The organism is Caballeronia sp. Sq4a, from assembly GCF_023170545.1.
Classification (GTDB): Bacteria; Pseudomonadota; Gammaproteobacteria; order Burkholderiales; family Burkholderiaceae; genus Caballeronia.
This window is the reverse complement of record NZ_CP084251.1, coordinates 304474-321447: the sequence shown is the minus strand read 5'-3', so window position 1 is coordinate 321447 and position 16974 is coordinate 304474. Positions and strand designations below refer to the sequence as shown.

Below are 16974 nucleotides of genomic sequence, written 5' to 3'. Positions count from 1 at the left end.
CGAGAACAGCGCACCGAGCCTCGCACAACCGCGCATATCCTTAGCGAAAATGATGCGTTCCAGAGCGCCCGACCGCTGGCTATGATGATCGGTCCGACGGTTCGCACCGTTCACATTGAAGGAGCATCGAACTTGACCCGAACCGAAACATCGCGCCGTCCGCTCGTGGTCGGAATCGGCGGCACGACGCGGCCTGCGTCATCGACAGAACGCGCGCTCGCTTTCGCGCTCAAGGGCGCGCAAGAATCCGGCGCGAGCGTGCAGTTGTTCGGCGGCGCGTTCCTGCATAGCTTGCCGCACTATGCGCCCGAATCGCGCGTGCTCACCGACGAGCAGCACGAACTCATCGAAGCCGTGCGCGCCGCCGATGCGCTCGTCATCGCCACGCCCGGCTATCACGGCGGCATTTCGGGTCTCGTGAAAAACGCGCTCGATACGCTCGAAGAACTGCGCTCCGACGAGCGTCCGTATCTCGACGGCCGCGCGGTCGGCAGCATCGTCACCGCGTATGGCTGGCAGGCGGCGGGCACCGTGCTGACGTCGTTGCGCTCGATCGTGCATGCGCTGCGCGGATGGCCGACGCCGTTCGGCGCGGCGGTCAACACGCTGGAGACGCGCTTCGAATCGGCCGATACCTGCTCGGACCCGAAGGTCGTCGCGCAGCTTCGCACGGTCGGTCAGCAGGCCGCGAGTTTCGCGCACGCGTTCGGCGCGCATCGGCCGGACGCATGGCATGTCGTGGAGAACAAGGTGGCGGTGGCGCAGAGCTAGCGCCACGCTGCGACTCAAGCCGGACGCAGCACGCGCGACAGCACGCGTTCTTCGAGTTCGGCGAACTCTTTCGCGGTCCGCGAACGCGGCCGCGGCAACGACACCGGCGTATCCAGCGTGATACGCCCCTGCTCGATCAGCACGATGCGATCGCCGAGCGAGACGGCTTCCTGCACGTCATGCGTGACGAGCAGCGCGGTGAACCCGTGCTCGCGCCGCAACCGCTCGATCAAGCCCTGCATCTCGATGCGCGTCAACGCGTCGAGCGCGCCGAGCGGTTCATCGAGCAACAGCACATCCGGGCGATGCACCAGCGCGCGCGCCAGCGCCACGCGTTGCCGCTGACCACCCGAGAGTCGCGTCGGCCACTCCTTCTCGCGTTCGGACAAACCCACTTCGGCGAGCGTCGCGCGAGCTTCTTCGCGCCGATTGCGTCTGTCACGCGGCAGGCCGATCATCACGTTGTCGAGCACGCTTTTCCACGGCAAGAGCCGCGCATCCTGAAACATGATGCGAACCTGCAACTCGCCGCCGGGCGTCGCGGCATGGCGCGCGACCACGCCGCCCGAGGCTTCGTCGAGCCCTGCAATGAGCCGCAGCAAGGTGGACTTGCCGCAGCCGCTGCGACCGACGATCGACACGAAACTGCCGCGCTCGATCGCGAAGTCGAGGTCAGCCAGCACGCGACGCTCGCCGAAGCGCTTCTCGATGCCGCGCAGCGACACGGCGACATCGCGGCTCGCAGGCGTTCGGGCGAGCGGCTCCGCGGCGCGCGATGCCGGCCTTTGAAGATCCAGGGTATCGAGAGAAATCAGGGTCACGACTGCGCCTCGTGTTGATAAGCGGGATGCCAGCGCAGGCTGGCGCGTTCGATGGCGCGGGCGGCCATGTCCGCGAGCTTGCCGAGCGCTGCGTACAGCAGGATGCCGAGCACGACCACGTCCGTTTGCATGAACTCGCGCGCGTTCATCGTCATGTAGCCGATGCCCGATTGCGCCGAGATGGTCTCCGCGACGATCAGCATCACCCACATCAGGCCGAGCGCGAAGCGCACGCCGACGAGAATGGACGGCAGCGCGCCGGGCAAAATCACATGTCGATACAGCGCGAAGCCCGAGAGGCCATAGCTGCGAGACATCTCGATCAGATCGCGGTCCACGGAACGAATGCCGTGATACGTGTTCACGTACACCGGGAAAAACACGCCGAGCGCGACGAGCACGAGCTTCGCCTCTTCACCGATGCCGAACCAGAGAATCAGAAGCGGAATCATCGCGAGCGCGGGGATGTTGCGGATCATTTGCACGGTCGAATCGAGCAGAATCTCGGCGGGTCGAAAGAGCCCCGTCGCGAGCCCGAGCACGAAGCCGATGCCGCCGCCGACCGCGAAGCCGGCGAACGCGCGCCACGCGCTGATTCTCACGTCGGCCCACAATTCGCCCGACTGCCACACGGACCACGCGGCCTTCGCGACCGCGAGCGGTTCGGGCAACACGCGCGCCGACAGGCCGCCCGAGCGCGCGGCGGCCTCCCACGCGAGCAGAATCAGCAACGGGACGATCCAGGGCAAGACGCGCGCGCCGGCACGTCGCAGCGTTTCGTTTCGCTTCATGGCGGACCTCACCCCTGCGCGGCCTTCGGCAACTCCGACGTGCCGATCACTTCGCCGAACGGCCCCGACAGCGGCCCTGATGCGGACGCCTTCTGCGTGCGCGGCAGCAGCGGGAAGACGAGCTCCGCGAAGCGATACGACTCCTCCAGATGCGGGTAACCGGACAGAATGAACGTCTCGATCCCGAGTTCGGCGTATTGCTTCATCAGCCCGGCGACCTGCTGCGGATTGCCGACGAGCGCGGTGCCCGCGCCGCCGCGCACGAGCCCGACGCCCGCCCACAGATGCGGATAGACCTCCAGCTTGTCGCGCTTGCCGCCATGCAGCGCGGCCATGCGCCGCTGCCCTTCGGAGTCCATCTTCGAGAACTGCGCCTGCGCGCGCTGGATGGTCTCGTCGTCGAGCTTGCTGATGAGCTTGTCCGCATCGGCCCACGCTTCGGCTTCCGTTTCGCGCACGATCACATGCAGGCGAATGCCGAAGCGGATGCTGCGCCCTTGCGCCTCGGCGCGGCGGCGAATGTCGGCGAGCTTCTTCTCGACTTCTGCGGGCGGCTCGCCCCACGTGAGATACGTGTCGATATGCTTCGCCGCGATCTCGTGCGCCGCCGCCGACGATCCGCCGAACCACAACGGCGGATGCGGCCGCTGCACAGGCGGATACAGCACCTTGCCGCCTTCCGTGCGCAAATGCTTGCCCGCGAAGTCGTAACTACCGTTCTCGTGCGAGCTTTCCAGCAGGCCGCGCCAGATGCTCAGAAACTCATCGGTGATTTCATAGCGCGTGTCGTGGCTTTCGAAGACGCCGTCGCCGGCGAGTTCGTTCGGATCGCCGCCTGTGACGACGTTGATGAGCAGGCGCCCGTTCGAAAGCCGGTCGAACGTGGACGCCATGCGCGCGGAGAGTCCCGGCGAACTGAGGCCCGGCCGGATCGCGACCAGGAACTTGAGGCGGCGCGTCGCGGGAATGAGGCTCGATGCGACCACCCACGCGTCCTCGCACGAGCGGCCGGTCGGCAATAGCACGCCTTCGTAGCCGAGCGTGTCGGCGGCGACGGCGATCTGGCGGAAGTAATCGTAGTCGGCGGCACGCGCGCCTTGCGACGTGCCCAGATAGCGGCTGTCGCCGTGAGTCGGAATGAACCAGAAGACATTCATGCTAGGGCGTTTCTCGTATTGGGAGGTTCGTTAGTACGGCGAATCGTATTACGCGACGTTCCAGCGCGCCTCGGTCACGTCGAGCTTCTTCGGGATCAGCCGAAGATTGGTGAACGTATCGGCAATCTGCTGCTGATACGCGAGCGTCGCGGGCGATATGGCTTCGATGCCGTACGCGGTGCGCTGCAACGCGTGCTCGATCGTCGCTGCGTCCAGCCCGACGAGCGGCGATAGTTGCGCCGCGACGGCCGGTACGTTGTCGCGCGCCCAGCGATCGACATGATCGAGTTCTTCCAGCACTGCGCGCACGATCTGCGGCTGGCCGGCCGCGAACTTGCGCGTCGCGACGTAGTACTGGATGTTGCGCACGAGCCCGGTGCCGTCTGCGAGTTGACGGGCGTTCGCCTGGCGCTCGATAGCGGCGAGATACGGATCCCAGATCACCCACGCATCGACGCTGCCCTGCACGAAGGCCGCGCGCGCATCGGCGGGCGCGAGATAGACCGGCTGAACGTCCGCGTACGAAAGCCCCGCTTTCTTGAGCGCCTCGACGAAGAGGTAATGCACATTCGAGCCCTTGTTCAGCGCGATTTTCTTGCCGCGCAGCTGCGCGACCGCGCGGATGTTCGAATCTTTCGGCACGACGATGGCTTCGGCGCGCGGCGCGGGCGGCTCGCTGCCGACATAGACGAAATCGACGCCTGCGGCCTGCGCGAAGATGGGCGGCGTCTCGCCGACCGTGCCGATATCGACGGCGCCGGCATTGAGTCCTTCCAGCAGTTGCGGCCCGGCCGGAAACTCGAGCCATTGCACCGTGACGCCTTGCGGCGCGAGGCGCTTCTCTAGCGTGCCGCGCGCTCTAAGCACGACGAAGTTGCCGTATTTCTGATAGCCGATTCGCAGGGTCTTGCTGGCATCGTCGGCACGGGCGGCATTCGATGCAAGCGCGCTCGCGCCCAGCGCGGCAAGCGTTAGGAGCGCACGTCTGCGAGTCGATGACGGCGGCGCGTTTTCATATGACATTCGTGGTTCCTCGGGCGATGAGCGATGGCATCGTCGATGCCGCATTCCCGGTCATCGTAACAACGCTCGCCGCGCGGCCTAAGCGAGAAATCGTGATAAGCATTGCAGCGTGCGCGCGCAATATGCATAGCGTTCGATATTGTTTGCGGCGACGTATGCGCGCCCCTAGCATCACGTCTCTTTCCACTGACGACGTCGCTTATATGAAGACTTTCACGCCATTCAAATCCGCTCTCTTCTCGGTTCTGCTCGCATGGGGCGTGGCAGGGTTGCAACCGGTTCAGGCTGCTGGCCAGACGGTCCGCGTCGGCATCATGTCGGGCGAGGACGAGGATGTCTGGCGCACGGTCGCGGCCAACGCAGCGAAGCACGGCATCACGGTGAAGGTCACGACCTTCTCCGACTACACGCAGCCCAACGAGGCGCTCGCGCAACACGATCTCGACGCCAACTCATTCCAGCACAAGCCGTATCTCGACGCGCAGATTCAGGCGCGTCACTATGCGATCGTGCCTGTCGGCTTCACGTATGTGCAGCCCATCGGTCTCTATTCGCGCAAGGTGAAGTCAGTCGCGGATCTGCCGCAGAACGCGGCGATCGCCGTGCCCAACGATCCGAGCAACGAAGGCCGCGCGCTTCTGCTGTTGCAGGCGAACGGCGTCATCAAGCTGCGCGATAACGTCGGTCTCTTGCCGACCGCTCGCGACATTGCGGACAACCCGAAGCACGTGCAGATCAAGGAACTCGATGCGGGCATCGTCGGGCGCGCCATCGGCGATCTGGATGCCGCGGTCGTCAACACCGACTGGGCGATCAAGGCGGGCATTCAGATTCCGAAGGAGCGCATTGCGCAGGAGAAAGTGCCGGGCAATCCGTATCGCAACTTCATCGCGGTGAATGCGAAGGACGCGCAGGCGCCGTGGGCGAAGACGCTCGTCGAGAGCTATCAGCAGGCAAATGTCGCGTCGACCATTCTCGCCGTGTATCACGGGGCGACACTGCCGGCATGGGAGGGCGCGCCGCAGCATTGATCGCATGCGCGGCCGCTCCGCCCGCGGCCGCGCATATTAGGGGCCGGCACGGACGTTGCGAGGACTAAGGTTCGTCCAAGCAAAAAGCGACGCAGCTTATCGTGCGTCACCCTGCCTATGGCTTCGCCATCATTATTCGAAGAAATATTTAACACGGCCCCTGTCGGCAGCTACCTGCTCTCTCCCACGCCCGAGGCTATCGTTCTCGCGGTCAACGATGCCTTCCTGAAGGTCTCGACGCTGCGTCGCGAGGACATGGTGGGCAAGAGTCTCTTCGACATCTTTCCTCATAACGAATCCGATCCGAACGATACGGGTGTCGAAGCGTTGCGCCAATCCATCGCGCGTGCAAGAGAAAGCGGCCACGCCGATCACATGCCGCTACAGCGCTTTCCGCTGTGGGTCAGCACCGAAGACGGCAGCATGCGCTATGAGGAACGATTCTGGAGCGCGGTCAACACGCCGATCTTCAACGCGGAAGGCACGCTGATCTGCGTCTCGCACACGACCACGGATGTCACGGCCGCGCATCTGACACAAAGAGCGCTGGCCGCAAGCGAACAGCGGTTCCGCACTCTGTTCGACGCGATCAATCAGGGCTTCTGCGTCGTGGAGATGGCATTCGATGATCGAGGCGAACCCGTCGACTACCGGTTCCTCGCGACGAACCCCGCATTCGAAGCGCAGACCAGCGTGGTGAACGCCGTGGGAAGGAACATGTCGGAACTCGTGCCGGGACACGACCGGCATTTTTTCGAAATCTATGGCTCGGTGGCGAAGAACGGCGTGCCGATTCACGTTCAGGTGAGGGCGTCGAAGCTGGACCGCTGGTTCGACATCTATGCGTTCCGCCCCGACGCGTCGATGCCGAATCAGGTCGGCGTGCTCTTCTCCAATATCACCGAGCAGCGCAAGAGCGAGGAGCGTCTTCTCGCGAGCGAGCAAAGCGCGCGCGCCGCGGCGCGCGAGGCACTGGACGCCACGCGCCGCCTCGACGCCGTGCTGGAAGCGGCGCCTATCGGCATCGTCGTCTGCGATCAGCATGGCGGCATCGAGCGCGTGAATCGCTCTTTCGTGCAGCTATGGGGCGAAGCGCATCCGCGTCCGGCGACCATCGACGATTTCGCGCAATGGAAAGGACGCTGGGCCGATCATTCCGACAAGCACGGGCAGATGCTGAACGCGCATGACTGGACGATTGCGCGCGTGCTCAAGGGCATCGGACCGACGACGGACATCGTGTCGATCGAGAGCTTCGACGATCCACCGAATCGGCGCACGCTACTGAGCACCGGCGCGCCGATCCGGGACGAGCATGGCGCCGTGGTCGGCGCGGTCGTCGCTCAACTCGACATCACGGACCGTATCAACGCGGAAGAGGAACTGCGCCTTGCAGACAAGCGCAAGGATGAGTTTCTCGCGATGCTGTCGCATGAACTGCGCAATCCGCTTTCTCCGATTGCGAGCGCCGCGCAACTGATGCGCGCCGCGCCCAGCGATGCGCGGCGCGTCAGTAAATCGTGCGAGATCATCTCGCGGCAAGTGAAGCACATGACCGGCCTGATCGACGATCTGCTCGACGTGTCGCGCGTGACGCAGGGGCTCATCAAGCTCGACATGGAAGTGCTCGATGCCAACCGCATAGCGGCCGACGCCATCGAACAGGTGAGGCCGATCATCGATCGGAAAAGGCATCGGCTGTCGCTGCTCACGCTGTCTTCCGCTGCGCTGGTTCGCGCCGACGAGAAGCGGCTGACGCAGATCTTCGTCAACCTGCTCAACAACGCCGCGAAATATACGCCCGAGAAAGGGGATATCCAGTTCTCCGTCGCGGCCGAAGGCAAGTTCATCAAGGTAACGGTCACGGACAACGGCATCGGCATGACGCCCGACGTCGCCGCGCACGCGTTCGATCTCTTCACGCAAGCCGAGCGCAGTTCCGACCGCACGCAGGGAGGACTCGGCATAGGGCTCGCGCTCGTCCGAAGCCTCGTCGCGCTGCATGGCGGCACGGTCAGGGCGTATAGCGCCGGACCCGGCGAGGGCAGCACCTTCGTCGTGTGTATTCCTCATGCCGAAATGATGAAGACGCTCAGAAAGATCGAACCCGACGACACGCGCGAAGCGCCCTTCCTGACGCGGCTGCGAGTGCTGATCGTCGACGACAATGTCGACGCCTCGGAGACGCTCGCCATGTTGATGGAGACGCTCGGCAACGAGGTGCGGGTGGCCGCGAACGGCATCACCGCCTTGCAGGAAACCGAGCAGTGGATACCGCACGTGTGTCTTCTCGATATCGGCTTGCCGGACATGGACGGCTATCAGTTGGCATCGCTGTTGAGGAATCAGCCGCGCACGGAAGATGCCGTTCTCGTGGCCGTGACCGGATACGGCTTGCAGCAAGACAGAGAAAAGGCGCTGTCGGCCGGGTTCGATCACCACTTCGTCAAACCGCTCGACGTCGGCAAGCTGTTCTCGCTCCTTGGCGAAATCGCGTCGCGGCAGCGGCAGGAGTGAAGGTTCACGTTGGCCCGGGCAGCCTATGCTGTCCTTGGGCTGTCCTTGGGCTGTCCTTGGGCCGGACAGCGCGCCCCGCGGCACCCGTTAGAATGAACCGTACTGTACGCGTTCATGCTTCAAAAGCGCCCTTCATGCAAGTAGCTCCCCTGCCCGACGACGAAACCGAACGCCTGCGCGTATTACGCGGCCTGCACATTCTGGACACGCCCGCCGAAGAAGCATTCGATCGCGTGACGCGCGTGCTGGCGCGCGTGCTCGGCGTGCCGATCGCGCTCGTGTCGCTCGTCGACGCGCATCGGCAATGGTTCAAGTCGCGGCTCGGCATCGAAGCGTGCGAGACATCGCGCGATGTGTCCTTCTGCTCGCACGCGCTGCACGAAGTGGATATGTTAGTCATAGAGGATGCGCGCAACGATCCGCGTTTCGCCGATAACCCGTTCGTCGCGGGTTCGCCGTCCGTGCGTTTTTACGCGGGCGTGCCGCTGCGTTCGAGCGACGGCCATGCCATCGGCACGCTTTGCGCAATCGATACGGCGCCGCGCGCGCTGTCGCCCGAAGATGCCGCGGTCATGCGCGACCTTGCTGCCATCGTCGAGCGCGAACTGCTGTCGCGCGAAAGCACGTATTCGGCGCGCGTGCTGCATCACGCGGACACGCAGGCCATACGCCTCTCGGAAACGCGATTCCGCACGATCTTCGAACAGACGCCGACGGGCGCCGCGATCGTCGCGCCGGATGGGCGCTTCGTCGAAGTGAACGCGCGCCTCTGCGAGATGCTCGGCTACAGCGCCGACGAACTCGTGACGCTGACGTTCCAGCAGATCACGTTCGTCGAAGATCTCGAAAGCGATCTGCAGAATCTGCGTGAGCTGCTCGCAGGACACATCCCGACCTACGCGATGGAAAAGCGGTATCTGCGCAGCGACGGCTCGCACCTGTGGGTTCAGCTTCACGTTGCGCTCGTGCGGCAGGCCAATGGCGAGCCGCTTCATTTCATCGCAATCGTCGAGGACATCGCGGCGCGCAAGGAAAACGAGCGGCTACAGCGCGAGCATCGCGCGGCACTGGAAGAGCAAGTGAACGAGCGCACGGCCGAACTGCGCGCGACCAACATGCGGCTGCGCGGCGAAGTGGCGCGGCGCGAGACGATCGAAGCGACGCTGCGCACGCAGAACGAGCATCTTCAGGCGGTGATCGACAACGCGCAGGACGCGTATGTCGCGATAGACCGCGAAGGCCGGATCACCGAATGGAACGACGCGGCCGAACACATGTTCGGCTGGGGCCGCCACGAGGTCATGGGCCTGCCGATGGCCGAGACCATCGTTCCGCCCGCGTGGCGCACCGCGCACGACGCGGGCATGCGCCGCTTCATTCGCACCGGCGTGGCCACGATCCTTTCGAAAGCGACGGAAGTCACCGCACAGCGCCGCTCGGGAGAGTTCTTCCCGGCCGAGTTGCGCATTTCGACCGCCGCGACGCCGGACGGCGAGACGCTCTTCGCTTTCATCACGGACGTCAGCGAGCGCAAGCGCGTGGAGGCGGAAATCATCGAAAGCCGGGAAGCGATCCAGAAGGTCACGGACAGCTTGCCCGTGCTGATCGCATACGTCGACCGGGACCTGCGCTATCAGTTCAACAACGACGGCTACCGGCGGCTGCTCGGGCGCGACACCGCGTCCATGCGCGGCATGCCGGTCGAATCGGCGATGCCCGCTGCGATGTATCGAACGCTCGCGCCTTCGTTTCAGCGCGCGCTCGCGGGCGAGCGGCTGCACCACGACGTGGAGGATCAGGAAGCCGATCCTCGCACGTGGAGCGTGTCGCTCGTGCCCGACATGCGCGGGCGCGAAGTGATCGGTTTCTACATGATGGCGCAGGACGTGACGTCGCGCAGGCAGGCCGAGCGAACGCTACGCGCGCAGGCCATGCGCGACGCACTTACCGGCCTGCCGAACCGGCGCGCGCTGCTGCTGCATCTCTCGCAGAACATCGCGTCCGACAGCGCCACGCGGCAGGCGCTCGCGGTGTTCTTCCTCGACCTTGACGAATTCAAGCCGGTGAACGACGCATACGGTCACGAAGCGGGCGACGAGCTGTTGCGGCTGGTCGGCGCCCGGCTCACGGAGACGGTACGGCATAGCGATTTCACGAGCCGTCTGGCGGGCGACGAGTTCGTGATCGTGAGTCACGGCGTGGCGGATGAAGCCACCGCGGCGCGCATCGCCGATGCCATTTGCGGCGCCATGAACCGCCCGTTCACGCTGGCAGGGATCGAGGTGAGGATCGCGACGAGCGTGGGCGTCGTCGTCTGCAACGCGCGGGCGCGAACGACGCCGGATGCGCTGCTCGCAGCCGCCGACAGCGCCATGTACGAAGCAAAGCGCGGAGGCAGGAACCGCTACCGGCTGGCGGCGCGCATCGTGGAATAGCGCGTAAAGGCGCGTTAATTGAGCGAGCCGTCCAGCGCCCCGGCGGTCCGGCCGCGCGTGGCGGCGCCGAACCACGTTTGTCCGACGCGGTATTCGGCGATCGCGCCGAGCGCGAGCACGGCCGAGCCGAGTTCGAGCAGATGCGCCGGAGACATCGCGCTCGACAGCCACCAGAACGCGAGCAGCGAGCCCATGCGCATGACGAGCATCACGAGGTCTCGCGCGACGATGCGGTCCACGAGTTCGCCGCGTATGTCGAGCGCGCGCTGATTGAGCACATGCTCGCTCGCGTTGAGGAACGGCCCCGCCGCCGCGCGAAGGATCGAATGCGCGACGAACAGCGCCGGAAGCCACGCGCTGAACCCGAGCAGGACGAACGAAATGGCGACGGCGAGGCACGACCAGCCGAGCCAGCCCGCGCGGTTATGCACGCCGCGGCTCTTGCGCGTCATGTACAGCGCGACCGCGCCCGCCAGTCCCGCGACGGTGGACACCCAGCCGAGGTCGCTGGCCGAACCGAGCGACATGGCCGCGCCGACCGACCCGACCGCGCCGCCGACGCCGAGCAGTCCCGACTCGACGAAAAAGAGCGGCAAACACGCGCGGAATTCCGGTTGCGCGATGACGCCGAGCGGATTCGTCGCGGGGACCATCGGCGCTTCGGACACGTGACGGCCGAGTGCAAGACCGGCGATCACGCACACGACGCCATACGCCACGTACAGCACGTGACTGCTGTTGTCCGTCTTTGCAAGGCAAAGCGTGGCGATGAGCGTCGCGATGATGCCGCCCGCGACGGCGAGCGCGCCGGAGCGCGAGGCATAGCTATCGCGTTCGGTGTCGGTCAGCACGCTCATTTCGAGCCAGTAGCGCGCGCTCCACGTGAGTCCGAGAAAGAAGCCGTAGACGGCTGCCATCACCGGAATCGAGTCGCCGCCACAGAGCAGAAGTGCGCCGGGCACGAGAAAACTGAGGCGCATCAGGCGCCGCCCGGTGAGTCCCAGGCGCGGGCCGAGCAGATAGACGAAGAGCGCTGCGCCGCTCGCGTCGCACAGCATGTAGGCGGTAAAGCGAAACATTGCGTCGGTATCATCGACACCGACGACGAAATAGCCGATAAAACCGGCCAGCGTCCCGATTGCTCCTTGCAGGGAGACAAAGAGGAGCATTTCCTGCTCGTGCTTCGACATGGTCTTGCGTTGAATGATCGATGCCCGGCACCGCGCATTGCAGTGTCGGACTGGCACCGGGCCAGACAGTGATGCTCGGTGCATCGTCGCTGTTCGAGGCGACGATTCGATCGTCCTCGGTAAGGAATGCCGATTTCACTTCCATCGCGATGGCTATACCCGGAAATTCCATCGCGGCGAAAGTGTAGTGTTAATCGACGCTTACCTGCAAGACAAAACCACCCTAATAACCACGGTAAAACATACCTTCCTGATGCGTGAAAGAATCAGACGGTAGCGACCTCGGCGCGAGTCCGGAATCCTTCCGCCGTGGCGATGCGCTCGACGAGGCTCAACGCCTGAGCCACCACCTGATCCATGTTGTAGTAGCGGTAGCTTCCGAGCCGGCCCGCGAAGATGACTTCCGGATGCGCCTCCGCGAGCGCTTCGTAGCGTTTGAACAACTCCGCGTTCGCGGGCCGTGGAATCGGATAATAAGGGTCGCCTTCGTCGCTCGGGTACTCGTACGTGATGCTCGTTTTCGCGTGCTGTTGGCCCGTCAGATACTTGTACTCCGTGATGCGCGTGAAAGGCACTTTCTCGGCCGGATAGTTCACCACGGCGAGCGACTGAAAGTGCTCCTGATTGAGCGTCTCGTGCCGGAATGCGAGCGAACGATAAGGCAGTTTCCCGAGACAGTGATCGAAGTACTCGTCAATAGGCCCCGTATAAACGAGCTTGCGATAAGTCACCTCGTCGCGAACCTCGCGATAGTCCGTATTGAGCATGACCTTGATGTTCGGATGCGCCAGCATCTTCTGGAACATCCGTGTATATCCTTCGAGCGGCATGCACTGATACTCGTCGTTGAAGTAGCCGTCATCGGCCGTCGTGCGCACCGGCACGCGAGACGTCACCGAGCGATCCAGTTCCGACGGGTCCATGCCCCATTGCTTGCGGGTGTATCCACGAAAGAACTTCTCGTACAGTTCGCGGCCGATCTTGCTCACTACCACATCTTCAGACGTCCTTATTTCTGCCAGCGGCTCCGCGCGCGCCGCGAGAAACGCCTCGGCCTGCTGCGGCGAAAGGTCGAGCGAATAGAGGCGATTGAGCGTGGTCAGATTGATCGGCACCGGCACGAGCATGCCGTCGACCGACGCGAGCACGCGATGCCGGTACGGGCGCCATGACGTGAATCGCGATAAATAATCCAGTACGCGCCGCGCGTTCGTGTGAAAGATATGCGGCCCATAACGATGAATCAGAATGCCGTCCGCGTTGTACTCGTCATAGGCATTGCCTGCGATATGCGGGCGCCGGTCGATGAGCAGCACGCGCTGGCCGTACTCGCTCGCGAGCCGCTCGGCCATCACGCTGCCCGCGAACCCCGCGCCGACGATCAGATAATCGAAGCCTTTGCGTTGCTGTGGGCGCGCATCGGTCTGTGACGGATGACCGCTCGATCCGGAATTGGACGATCCGTTTGCTGTCGTTTCTACGATGCGCATTTTTTCACCTCGGCGACCATTGCGGCGCACGTGTTGTCCCACGAAGTTCCGGCCAGCACCGCTTCGACGCGGCCGATGAATGCTGCACGGTCCTGTCCGTCCTCGAGCGCGCTTTCGATCGCGCGTTCGAACGAGACCGCGTCATCGGCGATGCGAACCACGCCGCTCTCGCCGTAGCGCGACACCACGTCCGCAATGGGCGTCGATACCACGGGGCGGCCTGCCGCGAGATATTCCGGCGTCTTCGTCGGGCTGATGAAGCGCGTGGCCTCGTTGATCGCGAAAGGCATCAGCGCGACGTCCCAGCCGGCGAGATAGCGCGGCAGGTCGTCGTAGGACTTCTGGCCGAGATAATGAATGTTCGGTGCATGCGGCAGATCAGCGTGCTGGATCTTCGCCACGGGGCCGAGCGTGACGAACTGCCAGTCCGGTCTCGCAGCGGCGAGCGCGCCGATCAGCGCAGCGTCGAAGCGCTCGTCGAGCACGCCATAGAAGCCGAGACGCGGGCGCGGTATCGAGATCTGGTCATCAGGCTCGGACAGCGGCGCGCGCGCCTTCTCGAAGTGCGCGACATCGACACTGCTCGGAAACGCATGCACGTTATGGTGAAAACGCCGCTTCGACTCATAGAGGCTCTGGCCGCCCGTGAAGACGACATCGGCCTTGCGCATGAGCCGCGTTTCGCGCTCTGTGAGTTGCGGCGGCGCGTTCTTGAACGCCGAGAGCTCGTCCATGCAGTCATACACGATGAGCCTCGCGTCGAGGTGATCGGTAAAAGCGAGCGTCATCGGCGAGTAGTACCAGAGACCGAGGTCCCATGTGCCCGTGTCCGCCAGATACGCGTCGAGCAGCGCGCGTTGCGCGCGCTCGTCCTCTTCCTGCGCGAAGCCGGACGGCAGGCACGGCGTCAGCACGCGAATGCCGTCATCAGTAGTCCGAACGTCGAGGAATGGCGTGGCGGTATCTGTTCGTCGAGGCTCTTCGAAGAAGAGCACTTCCGCCTGCTTCGCGATGCGCGACAGCAAGTGCTGCGGTCGCTGGTACACGAAGTTCCAGCGAAGGTGCGAGAGGCATAGGAACGTCCGTGGCAGGCCCGATCGCGCGATGGACATGCTCGGGCGAGCGTGCGTCGACGGACTGTCTGCGGACCCGGCCGCGCTGGCGGCTGCGGGTTCTGATCGGGCTTGGGTCTCGCGCAAGGGAGTGCCTCCGGAAGTCACTGCCGGGCGGACATCCGCCCGGAATTCATCCATTGCGTCGGTGAGATCCGAAGCTCGGCTGTTTTCGCCTCGCGTTGAAGCCGGGTGACGCTACGCATCGCGCACGCGGCGGCCCGCACGCAGAGTCCGGCAAGGCACTCATGCGCGTGTCGTCGCGCTTGCTGACAAATCTGCGACATGAGCGGCAATCGTTGTTCCAGCGCGAGCGTGCTCGGGGCAAACACTGATCGCGCAGGGCGACGGCATACCGAGTGCTTGAATGCGTCGTGGAACGCTGTCACGTCGTACTAATTTTCAGGATGCTGGACATGGATGATCGGCTGGTGCTGTGGGGAGGACTGGAATGCACGGTCAACCGGGTGCGGGATACGTTCTTCAGCCAGTTAGACCGTAACGGACATGCGACGCGGGAGAACGATCTTCAGCGCTTCGCGTCGCTCGGCATACGGGCGCTGCGCTATCCGGTGCTGTGGGAAAGAACGGCGCCGTCGAGTATCGACGAAGCCGACTGGTCATGGCTCGATGCGCGCTTGCCGACGCTTCGCGCATTGGGCGTGGAGCCGATAGCGGGCCTCCTGCATCATGGAAGCGGGCCGCTCCCCGGCGGACTGCTCGACCCGCACTTTGCGAGCAGGCTCGCGGAATTCGCACGAGCGGTCGCTGAGCGCTATCCGTGGCTTTCGTACTACACGCCGGTCAACGAGCCGAACACCACCGCGCGATTCAGCGGGCTGTACGGCGTGTGGCATCCGCACGGCACGAGTGACCGGACCTATCTCGAAGCGCTGATCAATCAGTGCAAGGCGACGGTGCATGCGATGCGCGAAGTGCGGAAGGTCAACCCGCAGGCGAAGCTCGTGCAAACCGACGATCTCGGCAAGACGCAAGGCACGCCGGCGATGGCCGGGCTCGTCAACTTTTACAACGAACGGCGCTGGCTTTCGTGGGACCTGCTGTGCGGCAAGGTGACGCCGCAACATGCGCTGTGGCAATACTTCATGGATGCGGGCGTCGCGGAAGAAGACGTGCTGTGGTTCGTCGACAATCCGTGTCCGCCGGATATCGTCGGCATCAACTACTACATCACGAGCGAGCGCTGGCTCGATCACCGGACGCATCAGTATCCGCAGGCGTACCGGTGCGAATGGTACGGCCAGCGCCTCGCCGACATCGAAGCGGCGCGCGCGCTCGCGCATCCGCCGCAGGGCATACGGACCGTGATCGACGAAGCGTGGCAGCGGTATCGCTTGCCGCTCGCGGTCACGGAAGCACATATCGACTCGACGCGTCAGGACCAGTTGCGCTGGCTGCACGAGATATGGACCGCCGCGAGCGAAGCACGCGAAGAAGGCGCTGACGTGCGCGCCGTGACGGTGTGGGCGCTGCTCGGCTCGTACGACTGGAACTGCCTCGTCACGGAAGAACGCGGCTACTACGAATCGGGCGCATTCGACGTGCGCGGACACGAGCCGCGCGAAACGGCCGTTGCCGCGCTGATGCGCGATCTCGCCGCAGGCCGTCCGCACGATCATCCTGTCCTGCATGGCACAGGATGGTGGCGCCGTCCGGGCCGCTTTCTCTGCGAGCCGGTCGTGCTCGACGCATCCGGCACGCTGGCCGCACCGGCGCGTCAAAATCATCTGACGCACTCGCCTGCGCCGATTCTCGTCGTCGGCGACGGCGCGCTGGCGCAACTTTTCGCCACCACGTGCGCACAGCGCGATTTGCGATACGCCGCCGTGTCGCCGGACGATGTGCTTGGCAATGATGCGATCGGCACGTTCGAGCCTTGGGCCGTCGTCAATGCAATCGATCCTCCCGATGCCGATGATGCCGGACGCAGTCCGGGCGATCGCCCTCGCGCGATGACGACGACAGCCGCCGCGCTGGCCGACGCTTGCGCCGCAGCCGGAATCGAATATCTCGCCTTCTCGTCCGATGCCGTGTTCGACGGCCGCGCGACGCACCCGTACGTCGAAACGGACGACGTGAGCCCGCTCGATCGTCTCGGCCGTTGCATGGTCGAGACCGAACGAGAGGTGTTGAGGCGTTTTCCGGAGGCGCTGGTCGTACGCACGGGCCCGATCTTCGGTCTATGGGACAGCGAAGACTTTCTCGACCGGGCTTTGCGCGCACTCGCTGAAGACCGCGCGTTCGTCGCCGCAAAGGACGTGACGATGTCGCCAACTTATGCGCCCGACCTCGTGCACGCGTGCCTCGATCTGTTGATCGACCGCGAGTCGGGCATCGTGCATCTGAGCAGTCGCGGCGCCCTTACGTGCTTCGAATTTGCGGTTCAGGCAGCGAGCCTGGCCGGTCTCGATACGAGCCTCATCGAGGCGCGCAACGCCGAGTCGATGCATCCGCCCGCGCCGCAGCCTCTTTATCGCGCGCTTGCAAGCCGAAGGGCCGCCGTGCTGCCGACGCTCCAGGATGCGCTTCGACGCTGGGTCGAACACTGGCGCGCGCAGGTGCGCGAGCGCGAGCCGGGGCTCGCCATGCAGACGAGAAGCGACGCATGACGCGAC

At 64.5% G+C, this 16974-nt stretch carries 12 protein-coding genes; 5 read left to right on the top strand and 7 right to left on the bottom strand.

Annotated features, from left to right (window positions below; all coding sequences use genetic code 11):
- The first annotated feature begins 84 nt into the window (after window positions 1-84).
- Complete coding sequence (locus LDZ24_RS15365; RefSeq protein WP_370650736.1) at window positions 85-771, top strand: NADPH-dependent FMN reductase; 687 nt, start codon at window positions 85-87, stop codon at window positions 769-771.
- A 14-nt stretch (window positions 772-785) separates the two neighbouring features.
- Here LDZ24_RS15365 and LDZ24_RS15360 read toward each other — a convergent pair whose 3' ends face one another.
- The 4 genes from LDZ24_RS15360 to LDZ24_RS15345 are packed head-to-tail and all read right to left on the bottom strand — an operon-like array spanning window position 786 to window position 4563.
- Window positions 786-1592 carry an ATP-binding cassette domain-containing protein gene (locus LDZ24_RS15360; protein ID WP_371747448.1) on the bottom strand — a complete coding sequence of 269 codons (807 nt, stop codon included), beginning with the start codon at window positions 1590-1592 and terminating at the stop codon, window positions 786-788.
- Window positions 1589-2383, bottom strand: a complete 795-nt coding sequence (gene ssuC, locus LDZ24_RS15355) for an aliphatic sulfonate ABC transporter permease SsuC (protein ID WP_248323075.1) — start codon at window positions 2381-2383, stop codon at window positions 1589-1591. Before ssuC ends, LDZ24_RS15360 begins: the two co-directional genes overlap by 4 nt.
- An 8-nt stretch (window positions 2384-2391) precedes the next feature.
- Window positions 2392-3540 (bottom strand): FMNH2-dependent alkanesulfonate monooxygenase, encoded by a 1149-nt coding sequence (gene ssuD / locus LDZ24_RS15350; RefSeq protein ID WP_248323074.1) that lies wholly within the window; start codon window positions 3538-3540, stop codon window positions 2392-2394.
- A 48-nt stretch (window positions 3541-3588) separates the two neighbouring features.
- The gene (locus LDZ24_RS15345) at window positions 3589-4563 is read right to left on the bottom strand and encodes a sulfonate ABC transporter substrate-binding protein (protein WP_248323073.1); all 975 of its coding nucleotides are present in this window, start codon (window positions 4561-4563) and stop codon (window positions 3589-3591) included.
- A gap of 203 nt (window positions 4564-4766) precedes the next feature.
- Here LDZ24_RS15345 and LDZ24_RS15340 point away from each other — a divergent pair, with 203 nt between their 5' ends.
- The 3 genes from LDZ24_RS15340 (at window position 4767) to LDZ24_RS15330 (ending at window position 10546) form a co-directional block, all read left to right on the top strand.
- Window positions 4767-5594: a MetQ/NlpA family lipoprotein gene (locus LDZ24_RS15340; protein WP_248323072.1), complete on the top strand. Its 828-nt coding sequence runs from the start codon at window positions 4767-4769 to the stop codon at window positions 5592-5594.
- A gap of 117 nt (window positions 5595-5711) precedes the next feature.
- Window positions 5712-8111 carry an ATP-binding protein gene (locus LDZ24_RS15335; protein WP_248323071.1) on the top strand — a complete coding sequence of 800 codons (2400 nt, stop codon included), beginning with the start codon at window positions 5712-5714 and terminating at the stop codon, window positions 8109-8111.
- Between the two features lie 134 nt (window positions 8112-8245).
- Window positions 8246-10546 carry a PAS domain S-box protein gene (locus tag LDZ24_RS15330; RefSeq protein WP_248323070.1) on the top strand — a complete coding sequence of 767 codons (2301 nt, stop codon included), beginning with the start codon at window positions 8246-8248 and terminating at the stop codon, window positions 10544-10546.
- 14 nt (window positions 10547-10560) lie between these two features.
- On the opposite strand, the gene LDZ24_RS15325 is transcribed toward LDZ24_RS15330, so the two are convergent.
- The 3 genes from LDZ24_RS15325 to LDZ24_RS15315 form a co-directional block, all read right to left on the bottom strand.
- A complete protein-coding gene (locus LDZ24_RS15325) occupies window positions 10561-11736 on the bottom strand; it encodes a hypothetical protein (protein ID WP_248323069.1) in 1176 nt (391 codons plus the stop codon).
- A gap of 266 nt (window positions 11737-12002) precedes the next feature.
- The gene (gene glf / locus LDZ24_RS15320) at window positions 12003-13226 is read right to left on the bottom strand and encodes a UDP-galactopyranose mutase (protein ID WP_256465408.1); all 1224 of its coding nucleotides are present in this window, start codon (window positions 13224-13226) and stop codon (window positions 12003-12005) included.
- Window positions 13214-14272 carry a glycosyltransferase family 1 protein gene (locus LDZ24_RS15315; protein ID WP_248323068.1) on the bottom strand — a complete coding sequence of 353 codons (1059 nt, stop codon included), beginning with the start codon at window positions 14270-14272 and terminating at the stop codon, window positions 13214-13216. Before LDZ24_RS15315 ends, glf begins: the two co-directional genes overlap by 13 nt.
- A gap of 482 nt (window positions 14273-14754) precedes the next feature.
- Between LDZ24_RS15315 and LDZ24_RS15310 the strand changes: the two genes are divergently transcribed.
- The gene (locus LDZ24_RS15310) at window positions 14755-16968 is read left to right on the top strand and encodes a family 1 glycosylhydrolase (RefSeq protein ID WP_248323067.1); all 2214 of its coding nucleotides are present in this window, start codon (window positions 14755-14757) and stop codon (window positions 16966-16968) included.
- Window positions 16969-16974: the final 6 nt, after the last annotated feature.